Annotated in this window: 24 protein-coding genes and 2 pseudogenes; 4 read left to right on the plus strand and 22 right to left on the minus strand. The window is 40.8% G+C overall.

The window, feature by feature from the left end:
- Positions 1-65: 65 nt before the first annotated feature.
- The 4 genes from SSV_RS07880 to SSV_RS12110 form a co-directional block, all read right to left on the minus strand.
- A complete protein-coding gene (locus SSV_RS07880; RefSeq protein ID WP_072074373.1) occupies positions 66-1205 on the minus strand; it encodes a tyrosine-type recombinase/integrase in 1140 nt (379 codons plus the stop codon).
- Positions 1192-1395 carry a DUF3173 domain-containing protein gene (locus SSV_RS07885; protein WP_072074374.1) on the minus strand — a complete coding sequence of 68 codons (204 nt, stop codon included), beginning with the start codon at positions 1393-1395 and terminating at the stop codon, positions 1192-1194. The genes SSV_RS07880 and SSV_RS07885 overlap by 14 nt, the downstream gene beginning before the upstream one ends.
- Positions 1392-2384, minus strand: a complete 993-nt coding sequence (locus SSV_RS07890) for a replication initiation protein (RefSeq protein WP_080983542.1) — start codon at positions 2382-2384, stop codon at positions 1392-1394. Before SSV_RS07890 ends, SSV_RS07885 begins: the two co-directional genes overlap by 4 nt.
- Positions 2385-2459: 75 nt before the next feature.
- Complete coding sequence (locus SSV_RS12110; RefSeq protein ID WP_176693517.1) at positions 2460-2597, minus strand: hypothetical protein; 138 nt, start codon at positions 2595-2597, stop codon at positions 2460-2462.
- Between the two features lie 201 nt (positions 2598-2798).
- Here SSV_RS12110 and SSV_RS12005 point away from each other — a divergent pair.
- Together SSV_RS12005 and SSV_RS07895 are read left to right on the plus strand one after the other, a co-directional pair.
- Positions 2799-2885 (plus strand): annotated as a pseudogene (locus SSV_RS12005) (low temperature requirement protein A); the annotation flags it as partial.
- A gap of 190 nt (positions 2886-3075) precedes the next feature.
- A pseudogene (locus SSV_RS07895) lies at positions 3076-4122 on the plus strand (ferredoxin reductase family protein); the annotation flags it as partial.
- Between the two features lie 426 nt (positions 4123-4548).
- Here the strand turns inward: SSV_RS07895 and SSV_RS07900 are convergent.
- The 15 genes from SSV_RS07900 to SSV_RS07965 all read right to left on the minus strand — a co-directional run bounded on the left by SSV_RS07900 (position 4549) and on the right by SSV_RS07965 (position 19072).
- Positions 4549-5451 (minus strand): aldose 1-epimerase family protein, encoded by a 903-nt coding sequence (locus SSV_RS07900; protein ID WP_072074376.1) that lies wholly within the window; start codon positions 5449-5451, stop codon positions 4549-4551.
- Between the two features lie 19 nt (positions 5452-5470).
- Positions 5471-5581, minus strand: a complete 111-nt coding sequence (locus SSV_RS12260; protein WP_255297048.1) for a hypothetical protein — start codon at positions 5579-5581, stop codon at positions 5471-5473.
- Positions 5582-5805: 224 nt separating this feature from the next.
- Entirely contained in the window at positions 5806-7212 is a 1407-nt protein-coding gene (gene lacG / locus SSV_RS07910; protein WP_072074377.1) for a 6-phospho-beta-galactosidase, read from the minus strand.
- An 83-nt stretch (positions 7213-7295) separates the two neighbouring features.
- Positions 7296-9002 (minus strand): lactose-specific PTS transporter subunit EIIC, encoded by a 1707-nt coding sequence (locus SSV_RS07915; protein ID WP_072074378.1) that lies wholly within the window; start codon positions 9000-9002, stop codon positions 7296-7298.
- Complete coding sequence (locus SSV_RS07920) at positions 9002-9319, minus strand: PTS lactose/cellobiose transporter subunit IIA (RefSeq protein ID WP_002894735.1); 318 nt, start codon at positions 9317-9319, stop codon at positions 9002-9004. The genes SSV_RS07915 and SSV_RS07920 overlap by 1 nt, the downstream gene beginning before the upstream one ends.
- Positions 9320-9367: 48 nt before the next feature.
- Positions 9368-10201: a PRD domain-containing protein gene (locus tag SSV_RS07925; protein ID WP_072074379.1), complete on the minus strand. Its 834-nt coding sequence runs from the start codon at positions 10199-10201 to the stop codon at positions 9368-9370.
- 196 nt (positions 10202-10397) lie between these two features.
- The gene (lacD, locus tag SSV_RS11795) at positions 10398-11378 is read right to left on the minus strand and encodes a tagatose-bisphosphate aldolase (RefSeq protein ID WP_080983543.1); all 981 of its coding nucleotides are present in this window, start codon (positions 11376-11378) and stop codon (positions 10398-10400) included.
- A gap of 3 nt (positions 11379-11381) precedes the next feature.
- The gene (locus SSV_RS11800) at positions 11382-12311 is read right to left on the minus strand and encodes a tagatose-6-phosphate kinase (protein WP_080983544.1); all 930 of its coding nucleotides are present in this window, start codon (positions 12309-12311) and stop codon (positions 11382-11384) included.
- Positions 12312-12323: 12 nt separating this feature from the next.
- Positions 12324-12839: a galactose-6-phosphate isomerase subunit LacB gene (gene lacB / locus SSV_RS07935; RefSeq protein WP_072074380.1), complete on the minus strand. Its 516-nt coding sequence runs from the start codon at positions 12837-12839 to the stop codon at positions 12324-12326.
- Between the two features lie 16 nt (positions 12840-12855).
- On the minus strand, positions 12856-13281 hold the full coding sequence (lacA, locus tag SSV_RS07940) for a galactose-6-phosphate isomerase subunit LacA (protein WP_009659075.1): 426 nt from the start codon (positions 13279-13281) through the stop codon (positions 12856-12858).
- A gap of 208 nt (positions 13282-13489) precedes the next feature.
- Positions 13490-14245 carry a DeoR/GlpR family DNA-binding transcription regulator gene (locus tag SSV_RS07945; protein WP_072074381.1) on the minus strand — a complete coding sequence of 252 codons (756 nt, stop codon included), beginning with the start codon at positions 14243-14245 and terminating at the stop codon, positions 13490-13492.
- Positions 14246-14698: 453 nt separating this feature from the next.
- Positions 14699-15649, minus strand: a complete 951-nt coding sequence (locus tag SSV_RS07950; protein WP_080983545.1) for a hypothetical protein — start codon at positions 15647-15649, stop codon at positions 14699-14701.
- A 212-nt stretch (positions 15650-15861) separates the two neighbouring features.
- Entirely contained in the window at positions 15862-17859 is a 1998-nt protein-coding gene (gene metG / locus SSV_RS07955) for a methionine--tRNA ligase (protein WP_072074382.1), read from the minus strand.
- 128 nt (positions 17860-17987) lie between these two features.
- A complete protein-coding gene (locus SSV_RS07960; protein WP_072074383.1) occupies positions 17988-18620 on the minus strand; it encodes a DUF421 domain-containing protein in 633 nt (210 codons plus the stop codon).
- Positions 18617-19072, minus strand: coding sequence for a DUF3290 family protein (locus SSV_RS07965; RefSeq protein ID WP_002897090.1), 456 nt, complete (start codon positions 19070-19072; stop codon positions 18617-18619). The genes SSV_RS07960 and SSV_RS07965 overlap by 4 nt, the downstream gene beginning before the upstream one ends.
- Before the next feature lie 141 nt (positions 19073-19213).
- Here SSV_RS07965 and SSV_RS07970 point away from each other — a divergent pair, with 141 nt between their 5' ends.
- Both SSV_RS07970 and SSV_RS07975 read left to right on the plus strand, forming a co-directional pair.
- Positions 19214-20041, plus strand: a complete 828-nt coding sequence (locus SSV_RS07970; protein WP_072074384.1) for an exodeoxyribonuclease III — start codon at positions 19214-19216, stop codon at positions 20039-20041.
- An 11-nt stretch (positions 20042-20052) separates the two neighbouring features.
- Complete coding sequence (locus tag SSV_RS07975; RefSeq protein ID WP_072074385.1) at positions 20053-20439, plus strand: bleomycin resistance protein; 387 nt, start codon at positions 20053-20055, stop codon at positions 20437-20439.
- Between the two features lie 27 nt (positions 20440-20466).
- Here SSV_RS07975 and nth read toward each other — a convergent pair whose 3' ends face one another.
- From nth to SSV_RS07990, 3 genes are all read right to left on the minus strand, one after another.
- A complete protein-coding gene (nth, locus tag SSV_RS07980; protein ID WP_072074386.1) occupies positions 20467-21096 on the minus strand; it encodes an endonuclease III in 630 nt (209 codons plus the stop codon).
- A gap of 94 nt (positions 21097-21190) precedes the next feature.
- Positions 21191-21544: an arsenate reductase family protein gene (locus SSV_RS07985; RefSeq protein WP_072074387.1), complete on the minus strand. Its 354-nt coding sequence runs from the start codon at positions 21542-21544 to the stop codon at positions 21191-21193.
- Between the two features lie 135 nt (positions 21545-21679).
- A complete protein-coding gene (locus tag SSV_RS07990) occupies positions 21680-22855 on the minus strand; it encodes a 3-phosphoglycerate dehydrogenase family protein (RefSeq protein ID WP_072074388.1) in 1176 nt (391 codons plus the stop codon).

The following is a 22855-nucleotide window of genomic DNA, read 5'->3' on the forward strand; positions in this document are numbered from 1 at the left end:
CTTTAAAATAAGGCTTTTTAGATACTTTTATATTTTTTGGTAGCTCTTTTGGTAGCTAAGTAGACTTAATTAATAAAATCATTTGATATGAGATTGAGTTTATCAGTTAATTCGGTATCTGCGTTGGGGTATAAATGACTATAAATGCTAAGTGTTGTTTTGACATCAGCATGGCCTAATCGTCTTTGGATATATAGGGCATTTACATTATATTCATTAATAAGCAAAGATGCGTGGGAGTGTCTCAAACCTTTTGGTTGAATGTATTTAACACCAGCACGTTTAGAGTATTTTAAAATTTGGTCTCTAATACTACGTTTACGATATGGAACTCCGTCGGGCGACAGAATGAATGGTATTTTATCGACTTTTTCTTGTCTTTCTTTCCACTCCTTAAGAACCTTTAGAGTATTATCATCGAGTCCAATAGTACGCCGAGAGCTTTCGGTTTTTAGCTTGTTACGGCGCTCCCAATTTTCACGATTTATATACTGTAAGTTGTGATTGATTGCTAGTGTTTTCTTTTCAAAGTCCACATCCTCCCAATAAAGAGCAGTTGCCTCATTTACACGCATTCCCGTAAAATAATAAAGCCAAAGGAGTGTATAAATAAAATGCTCAAAATAACTCTCTTTATCAAGGGATTGTATTACTTTTTGAAATTCATCTTTTGTCCAAAAGTCGATATGTTTTTTTGTTATTGGAATAGGACTGATATTACTTGTAGGTATTTCATGGAAAATTAACCCATACTTTTTTGCGGTTTTCAAAACTTGATTAAGTAATATCATTTTGTTTCTTGCGTATGAATTTGAATATTTTTCTAATAAACTATTTCTATAATTTATAACATCATAAGTTGTAATTTCTCTAGGTTTTTTCTTACCAAAATATTGAATAAATTCATCAAATATAATTTGACGTCTTCGTTCAAGGTCTGGACTTGTAGTAGCATAATAGTTTGGTATAAATACTTCGTCCATAAATTGTTTAAACGTCCACTGAGTGTGCTTAATTCCACCTTTTTGATGCACTTTATTTAAAGCTCTTGTTCGTGCCTCAAAGGCTTCTTTTGCGGTTTGAAAACCACGTCTGCGTTCTTGATACGGTTTACCAGTAGCTAGGTCAACTCCAGCTTTAAAATAATAAGTATATTTCCCAGTTTTATCGTCTCTAGTAACACCAGTATATCTAGTTTTTGACATGCAGTTCCTCCAATCCAAGAATTTCTGATACAACTGATACGGGAACAGTTCCGAGCCCTTTATTGTTATAGAAATCGAAACCACGTTCAACCATAATGTGTTTTGCTTGTCGTAAAATGTTATAAGCAGTCCATTTTGAGAACCCTAAGTCCATAATATCTTGTACTGTCATAGTGAGTTTATTGTTCATAAAATATCTTCTCCTTTCCCAGTAAGTTCAATGAATTCACCTATTAATTGTTTTAATTCATTGTTTAATCGTGGCGTTTGTTTTTTAAGTGCATCTTGAAGCTCTAAAGAAAATGAGTTACTATCAAATGCTTTTAGGTGTTTTCTAAGTCTAGTTTTTTTGACTCTTATAGTGTTAGGTTTTAGATAGGGAAATAATTCGGGTAAAAGAGCTGGTGCATGGAGAAAGATATAAGCAAATGCTTTGCTATCATCTGGAACACTTGAAAGACTAAAAAAACTAAAATTCTCTAATCGTTTAGAAATTTCTGAAATGGTTTCTTCATTTATAGCCTTTGTCCGAAGTTGGAACTCTAATCGCCACCAAAAAGGTTTGCTCTCTATATTTAATTTATCAGCTCTTTTATGACTTAATACCTCTATATTCTTATCATACAAACGTACTTGAACGTTGCTACCACTTGCCCCCCAGTATTTACTTTCTATATTTCCCCCTCTACCATAGAATATTTTATGACTAACGCCTCCTTTGATATGTTGTAAAAAAACTATTTCTGGCCTATTAAAGATATCAAAAGCAAGGTCTAATCGTGACAGTCTAATTTCTAATCGATTTAATCGAGCGTAATTCATAATCTGCCTCCACACTTGTAACCCCTCAAATTCTTTTAGTGAGTTTGGGTTGAAGTCTAGGCGTATGACTTGATAACCACCATAATCCGATAGTTGAAAGAAAATTAGATTTATACTATCTTCGTTTATAGTTTTATAAAGAGTAAAATAGTTTTCTTTTAGATTTTCTTGAATACTAAATTCTTGAATTATATTATTGAGTGATTTTCGTAATTCACGAAATATTCGTCTAAGTGATTGGTTTTCACTATCAAAGATTACTGTTAATCGGTCAATACTGATATAAATAGATTTTTCTAGTTTTGATAAATCTACTTGATTTTGATATTCTCGTAGAGATTGAATGGTATTTTTCAACTGTAACGCCTCCTTTCTATGTTTAAAATATGCGTAATTCATTGCTACTATTGATTTTTGCCAATGACTCGTTACTTAGGACGTTGTCTTAAGTGTATCGGTTTGCTGGCTGTTAGAATAGCCAGCTTTTGTTTGGCTAGAAATTGTATGGACGCCAGTCTGCAGGACTTCGCCTGACTTCCCGTCAGGCTCGTCCCTTGTCCTTGTCCACACAATTTCTAGCTCCAAGGCTTCGAATAGTCGTAAGTCATAGTCTCGTCCTCAACTTCCTCCTCACTCACTGTTCCTAAACTTATGAACTATTTTTTATCATTTATAACTTATTTCTAAGTTATAAATATATTTTATAAAAAATATTTTAGTTAGTCAACTAAAAACTTGATTTGTAAGTTTTTAGGTGATAAAATAAGTTAATTAGCTCTAGCTATAGCCATTCATTTTATTTATTTTTATATGACACAGAATAAAAAATATTCCAAATCTAACTGGGAGTTCTTTTAATGAGTTTATAACATAAAAAAAGCTTTGGGAACCAAGGCTTTAATTTTTTCATTAATTTGTTTTTTAAAAATTACAAATCTATTGGTAGCTTTTTGGTAGCTAAACAGACAAATTTTATAATGTTTATCAAAGTGAACATAAAAAGAATGTTGATTTGTCAGCATTCTTTTTTATTTCAAATGTATTCTCGGAATTAGAAAAATGGTTCCATGGCATCGAAAAGATGTATGCTTATCATAAGTTTACAGCTATCTTTTCCGTCGTTCTTCTTGCTCTCCACAATGTTGCCATGGGTGGCAGTCTCTGGGGCTCTCATCTGGCAGCCCAGCTTGGGAACGTCGGCATCTATCTATTTGTCAGCATTGTTCTGGTGGCCTATCTTGGCAAGCACATCAAATATGAAGCTTGGCGCTGGATTCACCGCTTTGTCTATTTGGCCTATATCTTTGGTCTCTTCCACGCCTATATGCTGATGGGCGGTCGACTCCTAACACCGACCTTACTAGGTTTCGTAGTCGGATTCTACGCTATCATCGGTTTAGCTTCTGGCTTTTACATCATCTTCCTCTATCAAAGTTTGGCCTTTCGCCATCTGGGAAAAATCATGCAGGTCAAACGCCTCAACCACGATAACGTGGAGTTGAAAATCCAACTCAGTCAAAAGTTAGACTACCAGTACGGTCAGTTTGCCTTCGTCAAGATTTTCCAAGAAGGATTTGAAAAAGCGCCACATCCCTTCTCTATCTCTGGCGGCCATGACAATATTGTCTATTTTACTATCAAGAACTCTGGAGACCACACTAAGAAACTTTATGACAACATTCAAGAAGGAAGAAAGGTTACCATTGACCGAGCTTATGGCCACATGATTCTTGACCAAGGACAGGAAAAGCAGATTTGGATTGCTGGTGGGATTGGCATTACGCCCTTTATCTCCTATATCCGTGAAAATCCTAATCTGAATCGTCCAGTCAGCTTCTACTACGCTTATACTGGAGCAGAAAATGCTGTTTACCTAGACCTCCTCAAAGACTATGCGGCCAAGAATCCGCAGTTTGACCTTCATTTGGTCGATAGCAAGGTCTCCGGCTATTTAGACTTCAAGAATTATCCTCTGGATAACCAAACCACCGTCTTCATGTGCGGACCTGTCAAGATGATGGAGAAGCTAGCCAACGAATTTAAAAAGACCAATCCTAAAGCAGATCTGGTCTATGAAGGCTTTAAATTTAAATAAAGAGCATAAAACATCAGGAGCAACAATAAGGTTGCTCCTGATGTTTTATTGTCTAGTAATGGATGGAGCTGAATCAAGATACAAATTGGGAGGTCTACGCCATATTTAGAATATCCAACAATCTCTAAATAACCTATAACAAGTAAATCCGAAACAATGAAATCCTCATCTTTATTGCTTACAGCTATGCTTTTAATAGTAAAATCATCCAACCTAATATATTTTTGTTTTTAAATCAAATACGTGGATACATCCAATGATTCTCTACATTCATAAATATACTAGATTATATTGGCAAATAATGCATTATAAATAGTGTCTTGGAGTAACTTTTGAAACAACATAATAATCCCTCTCCCAACGATACCTTTACAGATTTTTTACCTACTAATCTAATAAAGCAAGTACTTTTTATCCATTATTCGTTTAAATTTCTGTTATCTCAATGGAATAAGTTTTATAATCAGACATTTCAGGCTCAATAAAAGTTACATTTTCCTTGTAATTAAAAAATCCAGATTCTTCTTTTGATGTAGATAAGCCGCCCCATGGTTCAATTGCAATAAACGGCCCTTTATTCGCAGTAGACCACAAAATCAAATATGGAAAATCTTGGAAATCAATTTTTACTGCCTTATTATGATTCTTAGACTTTAATGTTACCGAACGAGAAACCAGCTTATCCAAAGTAATTGCATCCTTTGAAAATAGATCATAATCTAAAGCTAATACTTTTTCTTTATTTAAAAAAGGAGAACGGCTTTTTATGTCAAGCAATCCCGTCTCTGGATATGATGCTGGAATACTACAATTTTCTTCTTTTTCAAACTCGAGATAATAATCTTCATACCGTTCATTTTCAAATAAGGGACAATTAAAACCCGGGTGCGCGCCTATGAAATAAGGCATATCTTGATTTAATCCTAAGTTCTCAACTAAGTATTCTACTTCAATCTTAGATTTATCTAAAGTATAAAATATACTTAAACGAAAAGGATAAGGATATTGTTTTAACATTTCCGAATTACTTTCAATTGAAAACATAATTTGATGGTCATTTATTATCTTATGTTCAAAATCTTTCTTTCTAACTAAACTATGACGAGGAAGATGGCCTTCTATAACTCCTTCATCTCCCATAATAAAGAGAGGAGCATCATCACGGACACTACCACAGTTAGGAAACAAGACTGGAGCCTGTCCTCCCCAATATTCAGGATTTCCCTGCCATAAATATTCCACGCCATCCTTATCTTTTATAGAAGATAATTCTCCACCCTTTTCCTTAAAATGAACTTTTAGAAAATCATTTGATAACTCTAGTACCATATTTTTACCTCTCTTTTTACTATTTATCCTTTTCATAAGGTATTATATCTACATCAAAACTAACCAAACTTCTGTCAGATTCCTCAACTAAACTTAGAAACGTATACTCAAAACAATCAATAGTCAACATAGAATGGCAAATCCCTTCTAAACCTTCTGATACGAACCAATCTCCAATAAGAATAAGTTCCGTTTTTTAATCCGAGGTACTTGAGAACATCGTTCAAAATTAATAATTTAAACTTTTTTATATAGAGAACCTGATACTGCTTTTAGTAAACTCTTTGTTTTTTTCAAGCATGGCCTCCCTCTTTTCGAAAAGCCGAAAGAGTTCAACTCTAACGGCTTTACTTTCTATTCAATCATTTGTGTTTCGGCTAGTTTCTTATACCAGTGAGCGGATTTCTTCGGATAGCGTTCCTGGGTTTCAAAGTCTACGTAGAATAAGCCGTAGCGTTTTTCATAACCGTTAGACCAAGAAAAGACATCCATCAGAGACCAGATAAAGTAGCCCTTGACATTAGCACCGTCCGCAATCGCATCGGACAAGACTTCCAGATGCTGCTTGACGTAATCAATCCTAGCATCGTCGTAAACCGTATTGTCCACAAATTCATCCTTATAACCCAGACCATTTTCCGTGATATAAATCTTCTTGTAGTTGGGATAATCTTTCTTAATCCGCATGATTTGGTCATAGAGACCTTGCGGATAGATAATCCAATCCCAATCAGTTTTCGGAATATGGGTTGGAGGTTCTCTGCGCCCTACTCCCTTAATCTGATACTTAGAGCTTCCCTTTTCGCCTTTTCCGTTATGGATAATTTCTGTTTCACCGTCAAAGTCGCGCATCCAATCACTCATATAGTAGTTGATGCCAAGGAAGTCATTGAGGTCTTTAGCTGCTTCTAAAACCGCAAAGTCTTCATCTCGTAGATCCAGCTGACCACCATTGACCTTAAGGATATGATTTACTCCTGCCAGAGTTACATCTGAATAGTGCCCCAGATAAGTCGCATCTAGGATAAACTTGTTATGAATAATATCTTCCAACTCTGCTGCTCTGACATCTGCTGGATTTTCTGGGTCGTAAGGGTATTTTGTCGGCAGGGCATGAACGACACCGATTTCACCCTTGTAGCCCTTGTCCTTATAAAGCTTAACGGCGCGGGCATGAGAGACCATCATGTTGTGATGGGATTGGAAAACCTTGGCCAAGTCATACTGGATACCCGGCGGGAATTTGCCGACCAAGTACTGACCATCACCAATGGGGCCAATTTCGTTGAAAGTTGTCCAATAGCGAACTTCTGGAAATTCTTCAAAACAGAAAGCCGCATAGTCCACAAAGTGCTCAATATTTTCCCGATTGAGGAAATCGCCATTTGAATGAAGGGCCTCTGGTGTATCAAAGTGGTGAAGGGTCACAAAAGGCTCTACATGATGCTTGTGGCATTCTGCGAAAAGATTATGGTAAAATTCCACACCTTTTGGATTGACCTCGCCATAGCCTGTCGGGAAAATCCGTGACCAAGCAATGGAAATCCGAATACCATTGACACCATACTCTTCAGCCAATTTCAGATCCACTGGGTATTTGTGGTAAAAGTCACTGGCAGGTTCTGCCGTGTACCAGTAGTTGTCCTCTAGGTACTTATCCCAGGCAACAGGTCCTTTTCCATCTGTGTGGGTTGCTCCCTCAGCTTGATAGGCCGCTGTTGCACCTCCGAAAATAAAATCTTTAGGTAAAGTTTTTGTCATCTTATTTTCCTTTCAATAGCCTTTGAGATGAAGTCAAGCTTGATGACATTCTTATCAAGTTGCTTCATCTCACATAAACAGATTTAGTTGTTGAATTGCTCCTGAACGAAGGCTAGCGCTCCTTTACCATCACGGGTGAGTTTGATGTATTGGCCGCCTTCAGTCTTAGCCAGCTTGATACCCAATTTATCAGTTTCCGCCTTCATGTCTTCAAAGTTGGAGGCAACCTGAGGAGCCAGGATAACCAGGTCAAACTCAGGCAGCATTTCACGGTGAGCACCGTAGCCACCTGCTGCTGCTTTCACAGGAACATTATATTCAGCTGCTGCTTTATTCAAAGCGTTAGCCAGCAATCCACTAGTACCACCACCTGCACAGAGCACCAGAACATTGGTTTCTTCGCTAATATTGTTTTGAGCTGGAGCTTCTTCATCCACTCCTGCTTTTTCAAGGATAGCGTCTGCTTTAGCAGTATTAAAGTTGGCTGCTACTTTTTCTTTGAGAGCATCGTTAGCTTTGCCGGAACGCTCTTCTTCCAGGATTTGTTCGTCATAAACCTTGACAAATGGATAGTAAATAACCACATCCACCACGACAAGAAGGGCTGCAAGAACAAAGGACAGAAGCTGGAAGTTCGTACCCAACACAATTCCCAGAGGTCCAGGTGTCACCCAAGGAAGGTTGGCTGAGAAGGAGTTCATGTTTAAGGTATCAACAAAGAATTTGAAAATCCATACGTTTGCGATAGGCGCAAAGATAAATGGAATAAAGAAAATTGGATTCAGTACGATTGGAGCACCAAAGAGAATGGGCTCATTGACACCAAAGAAAGTTGGGACAACAGATGCCCGTCCAATTGCACGGTTACGCTCTGACTTACAGATCCACATGAAGAGGAATGGAACAATCAAGGTCGCACCAGTACCACCCATGGTAACGATGAACATTTGAGTACCAGAAGTGATGACCTTATCCGCATGCTGCCCAGCTTGTACCAAAGCCAAGTTGGCATCGATATTGGCATAAGTAATGGCAGCAATGGCAGGCTCAACGATGGACGGACCGTGAATTCCCACGAACCAGAAGAAAGCATAAGCACCAAAGATAAGCGTGATTCCCAGATAGCCATCTGCCGCTGAAAAGAGTGGAGCAAGAAGTGTTCCGATGGATTCAGCAACGGTTACTCCCAGACTTGCTTTAACAAGCAGTTCCAGGCCGTAGAGCAGAACGACTGAGACAGTAAATGGAATCAAGTCTTTAAACACTTGGGAAATATTTGGTGGAACTTCTTCTGGCATGCGAATGGTGACATTATTTTTTACACAAACCTTATAGACATTAACCGTTACAAAGGCTGCGATGAAAGCCGTCAAAAGACCTTTGGTTCCCATGAAGGCAGTTAGGAAGCCACCTTCTTTGGCAGGCTCAGCTGCCATGAGGAGGAAGCCGACCATAGAAGCCAGCATAGTAGACAAGAAGTTGATCTGGTTTGTAGCAGGCAGGTCGCGGTTGACAGAGTCTGTCAAAGCCTTAGCAGTGGTTCCACCCACAAAGAAAGCCAGAATCCCCATCGAATAGCTATAAGGAGTCATTAGGAAAGTTTCAATGTCCTTAGACCAATGGAAGCCCCAAGCATTTGGCACATAGGCAATCAAGATAAAGATAGATGAGAAGAGGATGACTGGCATACCAGCGATAAAGCCATCCCGAATAGCGCGGAGATAGATATTCCGAGAAATCTTCTCAAAGAAAGGCTTCCCTTTCTCAATAAGTCCGATGAGTTTGTTCATTATTTTACTCCTCTTTTGTATAGTTCAATCAAATGGTGCATCATGTCTTTGAGCAAGATGGTAGTCATTAAGTGATCCTGGCCGTGCATCATGGTCACACTGTAAGCCAAGTCCTCACCAGCCGCTTCTTTTGTCAAGAGACTGGTCTGAGCATGGTGAGCTTCAGCGATGCAGCCATTGGCTTCTTCTACCAAGGCGTCTGCCTTAGCAAAATCCCCAGCTTCTGCTGCTTTCAAAGCTTCTAGGAGCTTGGAGCGAGCGTCACCAGCGTAGGCCACAATTTCAAAACCGAGCAATGTTACTTCTTCTCTATTCATGAGAGTTCCTCCTTGTATTCTTATGTAAAATTTTATTATTATTTTCTATTATAAAAGGCGTTGGATATGCAGCACCAGGTAGACTCTTTCGCTGCGGTAGAGATCAATTCCCGTCTTCTGGGCAATAATTTGGTAAATATCGCTTCCGACCTGATAGGCTTGAGGGTAGGTCATTTGGATCTGACTTTCCATTTCCAGCAGGGAAACATTGTCATCACGGCTTCTGTCCAGATAGTCCAAAAAGTAGTTCAGGTGAATCATAAAACGGTCATAAAAGTTGCTGTTTTCTGCACTTCTTTTAATGCCATTTTCCTTCAGCTCTGCCTCAACTGCAGCCAGAATATCTTTTCGTCTGCCCAAATGGCTTTGTCCCTCAGGATTGGTCTCCCCTTCGGCATTGATAAAGTGATAAGCAATGCGATTGACCTCGTCGCTAGGGAAATTATCCAACAACCTCTCGCGGTATATCGCTAAGGCTTCCTGAGCAATCTGATAAGGAACAGGGTATTTATCCGAAGCATCCGGCAGGTCACTCTCCTTGTACCTGCCCTGCTGCACAGCCTGATAAGAACAGTAGATGTGATCCGTCAGCGTGACATAGATATACTCCTGGACAGGATAATCATACTTCTTAGAAAGGGTATCAATCACATCATAAGTCACTGTGATAAAGTCCAGCGGAACATCTTTGAGCAAGGCCACAAAGTTTTCTTTAGACTCTTCCGTTCTTAGGCGAAAGATTTTCTCAATCTTACTTTCCAGAACGATATCACCCTTCTTTTTATTAAAAGCTATGCCACTCCCAATCAGAACAACCTCTTCACCATTTTCATGTTTAGCTAGAGCAACATTGTTGTTCATAGGATGTATGATTCGATACATATCTCCTCCTCTTCATTTTCTAGGGTGCTGGCAAAACAAAAAGACCACAAACAAACCGAGGCTATATCTTCCCTCAATTTATTTGCGGTCACGCCTAATCCAACTTAGTAACGCTCACCCTATTCAATTTTTGATTTCATTATAGCATATCAGTATCAGAATGTAAACCCTTACTTTATTTATTTTTCAATAAATTTTAGACTCTTTCTTTCCAAGAGGTAGCTGTTTTTTGAAGAACCTTGTTGAGCTCATCAATATTTTCAAACCCTGTTGTACGAAGCCACTTGCGAGCTGCTTCTTCACCTTGCTCAATGTAGTCTTTAACGCTACCAGCCCAAGTCGCACGTCCGCAAAGAACACCGTTGAAGTTAGCACCTGACTCATGAGCAAACACAAGTGTTTCTTGGAAAAGTTTCGCAGATACACCCGCACTCAAGTAGATGTATGGCAAGTTGGTTGCCTCATCTTGTTCCTTGAAGAAAGCAGCTGCTTCAGCTTTTGTATGAACCACTTCACCATCGCCAAAGCCTTCAACGTATTTAACGTTGACTGGCACTTCCACTTTCAAGACATCAATATTAAAGCGTGGGTCTGAGAAGACCTTCATAGCACCGATAACCTTGTGTGGCTTTACTTTAGCGTACTCAGCGCTGGAAGCATCCGCAATCTTTTCATCGTAAGCCAAGATTTCAAGGAAGAAAGGAATATCTTCTGCCACACACTCTGACCCCACACGCTCGATATAAGCCTGCTTTTGCTGGTTGAGTTCGTCAGAGCTATCTACATCATAGTAAAGGAGGAATTTCACTGCATCCGCACCTTGTTCTTTGATGCGTTTTGCAGACCAAACATCCAGACAGTCTGGCAGGCGCTTAGTGCTAGAAGTATCGTAGCCTGTCTTTTCATAGGCCAATAGCAAGCCAGCATTCTTGTCCAAAGCCTTAGTAGCAGGCAGTCCGTACTCAGGATCCAGAAGCATAGATGAAGCATAAGGAGTTAGCTCTTCTGCAACCAAAACTTTCAGTTCTTCCATTTGAGCTACTGTTGGTTCTGCTTCCTGGTGTTGGGCCATGAGGCGTTTCAAAGCACCGCGTTGGTCAAATGCCAAAGCAGAAATGATGCCATTCTCATCAGAAAGTTTTTCCATGTACTTGCGTTTTTGTTCTGTTAATACCATTCTTTATACCTCTTTTACTGTGATTTGATTGTATAGGCCGTCGTAGTTTTCAACGTTGACATGACCAGTCATTTTTTCTTGGGCATTGAGCATGCCCAGAACATTTGCTTTTTTGAGCAGAGAGACATCATCTTCTTGATGACTCAAGGCTGAAGAGATCCCTGCAACAGTTGAGTCTCCAGAGCCAACTGGATTGACCACTTGGATTTTAGGAATATCCACTTTATAGAAAGTATCCCAGTGTTTAGCAAAAGCTCCATCTGCACCGAGTGATACGATGATCCACTCGATTCCTTCAAATAAGGGTTCTGAAAGGACAGCTTTTAACTCATCCAAATCTTTGGAAACTTCGTGACCCAATAACTGAGAAAGTTCCTCGTTATTTGGTTTGATGGCAGTTGGTTTGACATCTGATTTGAGTACAGCTTCCAGAGCTGCTCCGGAGCAATCCAGCACCACCTTATTGCCAGCTTGATTAGCCATTTCAATCAGCTGAATATAGTAGTCTTTCGGCAGGCCCGCTGGCAGACTGCCCGAGATACTGACTACCTCAGCTGATTCCATTAATGATTTAAAATGATGTAAAAAACCATTTGCCTCATCCGCTGTAATAGTCGGACCGGCTTCCAGGATTTCTGTTTGCTTACCTTCGTGTAAGATAGCAATACAGTTTCTCGTATCTCCCGAAATGTTATAAAAGCATTGTCTAACATTAGGATGAAGGTTTTGTAATAAGAACTCTCCATTAGTCCCACCAATCAGGCCCGTCGCAGCAATATTGTCTCCAATTTCTGCCAAGACCCTGGTTACGTTGAGACCCTTTCCGCCTGCTGTTTTACTGACTTCCGAAACACGATTAACAGTATCTATTTTCAATTCTTCTAAGGGATAGGAAATATCGATAGAAGGATTCATGGTCACTGTAAGAATCATCTAGCTACCTCACTAATCGTGGTACTCTCCACGATCCCATTTTTCAAGAAATTCTGTAAAGAAGTTGGCATCTGTTTGATGATCATTGTGAGTCTCAACGTGCTCAATCTTTGCAATCAGCTTCTTGTTTTCTTCGGTTGGTTTATATTCCGCATGAATGAAAGCTTCAATGATATCACACATGAGGAGCTCACCAGTGATTTTTCCGCCAAAACCGATAACATTGGCATTGAGTTCTTCTTTAGCATAGAGAGCTGAAGTCATGTCACGTACCAAAGCTGAACGAACACCAGGAACTTTATTTACAGCGTTGTTGATACCGACACCTGTACCACAGATACAAACACCAAGATCAGCTTGTCCACTAACGACTGCCTCCCCTACTTTTTTACCAAAGATTGGGTAGTGAGTACGAGTATGGTCATAAGTACCAAAATCAAGAACTTCATAGCCTTTTGATTTTAGAAAATCTGAGACTGCCATTTTTTCATTGGTAACGATATGGTCACATCCAATTGCAATTTTCATTTGATTTCTCCTTTTCTTAACACATTTTGTTGAGCATATCAACACGGATTTGATGGCGACCGCCGTCGTATTTGCCATTGACAAAGCCTTTGGCAATGTTCTTAGCCAGTCCTTCACCAACGATTTCAGCTCCCATCGTAATCATGCGAGAGTTGTTATGGCCACGAGTCATATAGGCAGAGCGTTCATCTGAGACTTCTGCCGCAACCATCCCTTTGATTTTGGTCGCCACCATGAAAGGACCAGCCCCATAAGCGTCAATGACAATACCAAGATTTTCCTCTTGCTTATTCACCTCAGCCGCAACTGCAAGGGTCACATCAACAAAATCTTGACCTTCTTTCGTCACATCCACCACTTCAAAGTTTTCTCCGACGAGAAAATCCTTGACCACATCTTTCAGCTTGCTTCCAGCAGCATCTGCTCCAATAATAATTGCCATGAGCATTCTCCTTTGTTTGATTTTTTGCACAGAATATTGTTTATAAAAAACACTTTCTGTTTCCTATAAGCATACTATACTCCTTTAAAAGCTATTTGTCAACAGATTTTTGTTTATTTTAATCAAAATATTTTTAAAGATGATTAAAATAAACAAAAAAAGCCCTAAAAAGAGCTTTCTGATAATTTTTTCATCCATTTAAAATAAACTAGGAAATAATCTTGGTATAAACCTCAAGTTCTTCTTGAGCATTTTCAGACATCTGGTCTGTGATAACAGCTGTAATATCAGCCAAAGGACAGATAGAGGTAAAATCTTCCTTGCCAATCTTAGAAGAATCAATCAGTAGGTAGGTCTCTGTCGAGCGCTCCAAAGCTAGCTTCTGGGTGTAGGCTTCTTCAAAAGAAGAAGTCATAATCTGACCATTTTTGATACCATTGCCGCTGAAAAACATCTTGGTAAAATACATCTTGTCCATGATGGCATTGGTCATCTCGCCGACAAAGGCTTGAGTCGCTTCCCGCATCTCCCCACCCAGGAGAAAAACTTTGAAGGTATCCGACTTCTTCTTCAAAAGATCGTGAAAAATCGGAAGGCAGTTGGTAATCACGCGCAGATGCTGATTGCTGATTTCCTCAGCCAGCACTTCTACAGAAGTCCCCGGTCCAAGAAAAATAGTATCGCCATCTTCAATCAGCTCCACAGCCTTCTTGGCAACAGCCCGCTTGGCCTCAATATTCTGATAAAGCTTCTCTTCATGAGGGATTTCTCTGTACTTGAGGTGCTGATTACTTTTAGCCCCACCGTGAACACGAGTCAGCAGCCCTTTACTTTCCAACTCAATCAAGTCCCGCCGAACCGTCATGTCGGAGACCTTCATACTCTCCACAATCTCAGCAACTGTCACTGTCCCAGCTCGATCCACCAGCTTAACTATTTCGTCCTGTCTCTGATTTTTTCCCATACTTTAGCCTCTCTACACATTGGTTTTGTTTATTATAACTCATTTTTCTGTTTTTTTCCATATTTTTTGTTTGTTTTAAACAAAAATGAGGGTTTATGCTGTGGTACAGGGTATTAGAAAAGCCTCAATAAGATTATCCTGAGGCTTATTTCTATTCTGAATAATCACTATGTAGTTTACTAAGGCTGATTTTGGAAAGAAAGTTTATATTGCCTAAACAGCCAATTAAAATTGAAAGCAAGTGAGAAGACTTGATTAAATTTTACTTATCCTTGTCATTCGTCTTTAATATCCAATTAAACAATCCAATCATTTTTGGGAAGGTAAATGAATAGAACAAAGCCTTTCCAACAGATATTTCCTTAGGTTTATTCAAATCTTTAGATATTTTATTCATACCTTTAGCCCATACTTGTAGACCAAAGACTTTCATAATAAATTTTAACAATTGAATTATGCCCCATCTTCAATTACTTCAGCTTCTTTACGGATTAATTTAACATCTTTTTCATATTGTTCTTCATTGTAATCAATCATTTTAGAAAGTTCTTTTTGCAAGTTTTCCCCCATTGGTTTCATAGTAGCAAAAGTGATACCTCCTGAAATAACCCCTGAAACAACAGGAAGAACCTTGGAAACTCCTTTAGCAAATGTTCCCTTTGTAAGACTGATACCGAAAACCTTTAATACTTTTTTCAAAATTGGATAATATAAGGTTTTCGTTAAAGCTTTTTGTGGAATTGACTTGAGTGCATGTTTTCCAATCGCCATGCCTCCAGCTCTCAGTAACGCACCTGTTCCAGAGACACCTAACATGACACCCAGATACAATAGCAATGTATTTTGGGCTTCTTCTGTTAATTTATCCTTTTCAGACCACAGATATTGGAAGCCGTAAATATAACCTAGTTCTTGAGCTAATTTTAAAGCCATGGCATAATATTGAGCAACATCTGCTGGTATGGTCACAGCCATAGCAATTCCTCCTGGTAAACCAGCAAGAACAGAAGCTCCACTTGATAATAGGACATTATCCATAATACAAGCCTTTGCAGCTTTGTCCAATTTATCCTTGGAAACAATATTTACAGGACCATCAGCTAATAATTTCCCTACTTCATCTTGACTTAAACCCTTGCCAAATTTATCCATTAGAAATTGATTTCTATCAACTTTAACTACTGGTAGCTTGGATACTTGCTCTAAGACTTGCATGGCCACTTCTTCTGGCTTCGCATCAAATTTACCCTTAGCTCCATTAACCACCTTATCAATCTCTTTACCAGCGCTCCCTGCAACATCTCCGACAGCTTTAGTAGTAGCATTAAAACCATTTCCTACTGCTTTAACAGTCCCATTGGCTAAGTCACCAGCTCCTTTAACAACATCATCCCAAAAAGCCATAAATAATTCTCCTAAAATAATTTAATAGATAAAAGTAAATCTACAAGCCAATTATCCTACAACTTGTCAACTTTGTCAATGTACTGACGGTTATTTAAATGTTTTTTGGCTAACAATTCTTTTCTCAATCACAAACCATACCTTTTTAATTTCCAAATTCAAAAATCCCCCAGCAGCCTCCTGCTGGGGGATTGTCATTAGATCAAAAATTGTTATCCAATCAAACTTCCATTTTGGACCTTTTCGTCCACAGTAAGGAGAGTTAGTTGGTCGCCGTGCTCGGCTGATAGAATCATACCTTGGCTGATACGGCCCATCATTTTGCGCGGCTTGAGGTTGGCTACGATTTGGACTTTCTTACCGACCAGTTCTTGCTCGTTTGGATAGTATTTAGCAATACCAGAGAGGATTTGGCGGTCCTCACCGTCTCCTGCATCCAAGCGGAATTGAAGAAGCTTATCTGAGCCTTCAACTTTAGAAACCTCTTTGACTTCTGCGACACGGATTTCCACCTTATCAAAGTCGTCAAATTTGATAGCACCACGGTTAAGTTTGAGCTCGACTTCTTCTGGATTCCATTCTTTTTCAACCTCAGGTTTGTTGCCTTCCATTTGTTCCTTGATATAGGCAATTTCTTCTTCCATATCCAGACGAGGGAAGATTGGTGTCCCTTTCTCTACAACTGTCAAGCCTCCTGGGAGCTGGTCAATTGCTAGATTTTCCAGAGACTCAGCTTGAGGCAAGCCTAGTTGACTGAGGACAGCCTGGCTCGTTTCCATCATGAAAGGCTCAATCATGTGTGCCACAACACGAAGGCTGGCTGCTAAGTGGCTCATAACTGCTGCCAACTCTTTTACCTTAGCTTCATCTTTTGCCAGAACCCAAGGAGCTGTTTCATCGATATATTTATTGGTGCGGGAGATGAGCGTCCAGACTGCTTCCAGAGCACGTGGGTAGTCAACTGCATCCATGTGTTTGTAGTAGTCAGCGATTGATTCAGATGCTACCTGAGCCAGAGCTCCGTCAAAGTCTGTCACATTTTCTTCGTAGGCTGGCACTTGACCGTCAAAGTACTTGTTAATCATAGAAACAGTACGGTTGAGGAGGTTCCCAAGGTCATTAGCTAACTCATAGTTGATACGACCCACATAGTCCTCAGGTGTGAAAGTTCCATCGGATCCAACCGGAAGACTGCGCATAAGGTAATAACGCAATGCATCCAAACCATAGCGTTCTACCAGCATTTCCGGATAGACCACATTGCCCTTAGACTTGGACATCTTGCCATCCTTCATGACAAACCAGCCGTGAGCAATCAAGCGGTCGGGCAGCTTAATATCCAGCATCATGAGCAGGATTGGCCAGTAGATAGAGTGGAAACGCAGAATGTCCTTGCCCACCATGTGGAAGACTGTTCCGTTCCAGAATTTATCGTAGTTAGCATGATCATCCTGACCGTAGCCAAGTGCTGTCGCATAGTTGAGCAGGGCATCAATCCAGACATAAATAACGTGTTTAGGGTTAGATGGCACAGGCACGCCCCAAGTAAAAGTCGTCCGAGATACGGCCAAGTCTTCCAGACCTGGCTCAATGAAGTTTTTCAGCATTTCATTAAGACGACCATCAGGAGTGATAAAGTCAGGGTGAGATTTGAAAAATTCTACCAAGCGGTCTTGGTACTTGCTAAGGCGCAGGAAGTAAGACTCTTCTGATACCCACTCCACTTCATGTCCAGACGGTGCGATTCCGCCTGTTACCTTTCCATTTTCATCACGGAAGACTTCTGCCAGCTGGCTTTCAGTAAAGAATTCCTCATCAGATACAGAGTACCAGCCTGAATATTCACCCAAGTAAATATCATCTTGTGCTAAGAGACGCTCAAAGACATCAGCTACAACCTTTTCATGGTAGTCATCGGTCGTCCGGATAAATTTATCATAAGAAATGTCCAGCAGTTTCCAGAGTTCCTTGACCCCAACCGCCATACCATCTACATAAGCTTGTGGGCTGATACCAGCTTCTTCAGCTTTAGCCTGAATCTTCTGTCCATGCTCGTCAAGGCCAGTCAGATAGAAAACATCATAGCCCATGAGACGCTTGTAGCGAGCCAGAACATCACAAGCAATGGTCGTATAGGCAGACCCGATGTGGAGCTTACCGCTCGGATAATAGATAGGGGTTGTAATATAAAACGATTGTTTCTCAGTCATTTTTTAATCCTTTCAAGGCTAATGAAACCTTTTTTGATAGCACTTCATTATATCATATTTTGTTAAGTTTGCGAAAAGACATTCATTTACAATAAAATCAATTAAAAAACCTAGAAAATATTCTAGGTTTAATAGGTCACAACATTCAAGTTGCCACTTTCATACTCTGCGATGAAGATATTCGAAATATCGGTGTATCCGTCTTTAGCCAGTCTCTCCACCAGCCAGTCTTCTGTTTTGTCAATAGACTCCAGAATATCAACCTGAACAACACCGTCTGTGATAAGGGGATATTTAGGATTCTCTTCACCTGCCTGAACAACGATGAGCTGGCCATTTTGTTCTATAACCGCCCGTTTGACCTGCTTGAGCTGGAAAATACCTTGGCTGCGTAGCTTCAAAGCTACATCTGCTGCTGAAAGACCAACAAAACGGCAGGCTTCGGGACTCAATTTCCCGTGCTGAATCAACGTTGTCGGCTTGCCATCAATCAAATGCTTAACCGCACGGACATTATTATTGAGCCACTTTAGGGTCAAGACCAAGATAGTCCACATGATGAGAATGACTGCATACTGAAGAATGTTAATGGAGCTATTATAAATCACCCCACCGATAATGCCACCAAGGACATAGTTTTGAATCTGGTCGATCGCTGAATTGGGCGCCAGATTGCCTTTTCCCGTCACATTGATGACAAACACCAGTGAGAAAAGACCCAGCGCTAGCTTAATTAGGATTTCAAGAAAATTCAATGTCATTTTTCAACCTCCACTATTTCGATATCTGTCGTCTTATGCAAGTCAATTTTTTCAAGCAAATATTTATCCGGCTCACTGCCGCTCATAGCCCGATAAAAGTTCTTTCCGACTTTCAAAATCGCTCCATCCGTTGCGGCTGAAGTATTGACATAAACTTCTGACTTATCCACACCTAAGTCTTCTGAAATAACCTCAATGAAATGCAGAGAGGTTTGAAACTGGTTGTTAGAGTCTTGGTCAGTCTGAAAATTGCTAATGCCAATCAATACCATAGCGACCAAGGCCAAAACAGAGATGATGGCTAGTTCCCGGAATTTTGAATCACGCTTATTGCGATAGGCCTTAAAAGCAAAAAATCCTGTCACAAGCAGCAGCAAGACAGAAAGCGCAACTGTCACCCAGTTTTGCTGGCTAATCTGACTCAAAACATAATCATAAGAATAGAATTTCATGGTTTCTCCCCTCTATTTTTCTAGGATAATTATAGAAAAATTTTCATTATTTTTCAAGCTTCCTTACAATCACTTTGCTATAAATCAGCCCTAAATTTTGTTATAATAAACTCAGTAAATTTTACTAGAAAAGGAAATTTTATGAAACTCATCTCTTGGAACATTGATTCTCTCAACGCTGCATTAACCGGTGACTCAGCCCGCGCTAAGCTCTCGCAAGCTGTTCTTCAGACCTTGCAAGCAGAAGATGCAGATATTATCGCCATTCAGGAAACAAAGCTATCTGCTAAAGGTCCTACAAAAAAGCACTTGGAGATTTTGACAAATCTTTTCCCAGACTATGAAAACACTTGGCGCTCCTCCCAAGAGCCGGCCCGCAAGGGCTATGCAGGAACCATGTTCCTCTACAAAAAAGAACTGATGCCAACCGTAACCTTCCCAGAAATCGGCGCTCCGTCAACCATGGATGTCGAAGGCCGCATCATTACGCTGGAATTTGACGGTTTCTTTGTCACTCAGGTCTATACTCCTAATGCTGGCGATGGCCTCAAACGCTTGGATGACCGTCAAGTCTGGGATGCCAAATATGCTGAATACTTGGCAACACTAGATGAACAAAAACCAGTCCTCGCTACTGGCGACTACAATGTGGCCCACAAAGAAATCGACTTGGCCAATCCAGCAAGCAACCGCCGTTCACCAGGCTTTACTGACGAAGAGCGCGCTGGCTTCACCAACCTGCTGGCTAAAGGCTTTACCGATACCTTCCGCCACTTACACGGCGATATTCCTAACCAATACACTTGGTGGGCGCAACGCAGCAAGACTTCTAAAATCAACAATACAGGCTGGAGAATCGACTACTGGCTGACTAGCAACCGCGTAGCTGACAAGGTAACCAAGTCTGATATGATTGACTCCGGTGCGCGCCAAGACCACACACCGATTGTCATGGAGATTGAGCTCTAAGGAGAAAACGAATGGACTATCAAGCTGTCATTCCTGAATTTGTGGTATCTGACATCGAAAAATCACGCCACTTCTACTGCAACTTGCTGGGATTCACTGTCGAATACGAGCGTCCAGAGGAGAAATTTCTCTTCCTCTCGCTTGAAGACTGCCAACTTATGCTAGAAGAAGGCAGCGTAGAAGAATTAGCTCAGCTGATCTATCCTTTCGGGCGCGGTGTCAATATTTCCTTTGGCATTGCGGATGTTCCTCAGCTCCACCAAAAACTGCTGGAAGCTGACTATCCTATCCATCGTTCCCTGACAAAAAGAGAATTTCGAGTAGGAGATAGCTTTATTTACCCTCATGAATTTGCGATTTTGGATCCTGATGGTTATTTTTTAAGATTTAGTGAATAAGAAAGCGAAGTCATTTGACCTCGCTTTTTAAATGTCTTTAAAGTTATAGAGTTGCGGATAGTGTTCGCACTCGGGATTTTTAGGATGGCAGATGGCACGACCAAAGTAAATCATGGCCTGATGGGCTGGCAGCCAACGTTCTGGTGGAAGGACATCCATAACTCGCTTTTCTACCTCTAGTGGCGTTGCCGACTTTTTAACGATATCATGGTGCTTGCAGATGCGCTCCACATGGGTATCGACAGCAAAGGCTGGAATACCAAAGCCCACACTCATGACTACATTGGCCGTCTTGCGTCCGACACCGGCCAGACTTTCCAATTCTGCCCGCGTTTGTGGTACTTGACCGTCAAAGTCATCCAAAAGCTGCTGGGCGCATTTCTTCAAAAACTTGGCCTTGTTGCGATAGAGCCCTAGGCGGGAGATGTATTTGGCAATGTCTGCTTCACTAGCCGCAGCCATGTCTTGAGGTCTTGGATAGGCTTCAAACAGAGCTGGTGTCGCCTTATTGACCGCAGCATCTGTCGTCTGAGCCGACAGCATGACCGCTACCAAAAGCTCAAAGTGATTGCGAAAATCAAGACTGGGCTTGGCATCAGGAAAAAGAGCAATAATCTCTTCGATGACATGACGAGCCCGTTTTTTTGATAAAACCATGATTCTTCTTTCTAAGATTGAGATAGATTTATTATATCATGAAAGGAAGAAGCATCCAAAAATCATGATTGAGAATGCAGCTGTTCTTAATACTTTACAAACCTAACTCTTCATACGCCTTCCGGTAGCCAATCTGCAAGATTTGGTTATCTCGAACCAAGAGCGGTCGTTTAATCAGCATGCCGTCTGTCGATAATAAATCTGCAGCTTCCTGAGCTGTCAAATGCGGAACTTTTTCTTTGAGACCTAGTTCACGGTATTTGAGGCCGCTAGTATTGAAAAAGGCCTTGAGCTCAAAGTCCGAGTTCTGAATCCAGTCTAGGAGCTGGTCCCGGCTAGGTGTATTTTGGACAATATCCACCGCTTCAAAGTCCACTCCTAATTGATTGAGCTCAGCCTTGGCCTTGCGGCAGGTAGAGCATTTTGGGTATTCGATAAATTGTAACATTGTTTTTCCTCCGTCCCTATGATAGCCTAGCTAGCTCCTTCTTGTCAAGCCGAGACTCATTAGAAAAAGCCGACAAGCGAAAGGCTCATCGGCAGGCACAGACGCATTCCATGAAGAAACACCTCTATTTTTCGATTATTTTTTAATTAAACGCACGCGCACAATATTGTCGCTATTCTCAAATTTATCAACCAAGTCCTGAATCTTACTTTCATCCGACTCATCCAGATCCAGCAAAGTATAGGCATAATCACCCTTGGAACGATTGATGATATTGTCGATATTGATATTCAAATCACTGACCGCTGTTGAAATCCGAGCTACAATATTCGGTACATTTTTGTTAATCAGGGTAATCCGATAAGGGGCTGAGAGAGCTTGACGGACATTAGGGAAATTCACTGAGTTGATAATCTCGCCCGTTTCCATGAAGCGGCGAATGGTTTTCCCAGCCATAATGGCACAGTTGAGCTCAGCTTCTTCAGTCGATCCGCCCAGATGCGGAAAGACTGTAATCTGCGGATGACGGAGCAACTCATCTACACCAAAGTCTGTGATATAGCGCTTGATAACACCTGCTTCCAAGGCTTCAAAGAGGGCAGCATTATCCACCAGCTCGCCACGGGCAAAGTTGATAAGGGTTGTTCCTTTTTGCATGAGACCAAAAGCCTCCTGATCGAAAGTAGCACGCGTATCCTCAGTCAGGGGCACATGGATAGTGATATAATCACTCTTCTCAAAGATTTCCTTAATGTCTGCTACCCGTTTGACATGGCTAGAGATATTCCAAGCTGTTTCAATGGATACATAAGGATCATAGCCCAGGACGTTCATCCCCAGACGATAGGCATCATTGGCAATACGGCCGCCGATAGCTCCCAGCCCAATGACTCCCAAAGTCTTCTCTGAAATCTCTGTCCCAGCAAACTGCTTCTTACCAGCTTCCACTTGCTTGGGAACATCATCTCCAGAAAGGCCGTTAGCCCAACTGTTAGCTGCGATATAGTCACGGGCAGACAGGAGAATGGAAGCCAAGACCGCTTCTTTCACCGCATTGGCATTAGCTCCTGGTGTGTTGAAAACCACAATTCCCTGAGCTGTTGCCTGATCGACAGGAATATTATTGGTTCCTGCACCTGCCCGCGCAATGGCTTTGAGCTTGCTCGGAAATTCCTGTCCATGCAGGTTTTGACTGCGCAGGATATAAGCATCCGGATTGTCAGACTTGTCTCCGTCAATCTGAAAAGCATTGCCCAGCTCCTTAAGCCCGATTTGATTGATGTTGTTAAAGGTTTTGACACTAAAGACCAT

This window comes from Streptococcus sanguinis, from assembly GCF_001078705.1.
GTDB lineage: Bacteria > Bacillota > Bacilli > Lactobacillales > Streptococcaceae > Streptococcus > Streptococcus sanguinis_D.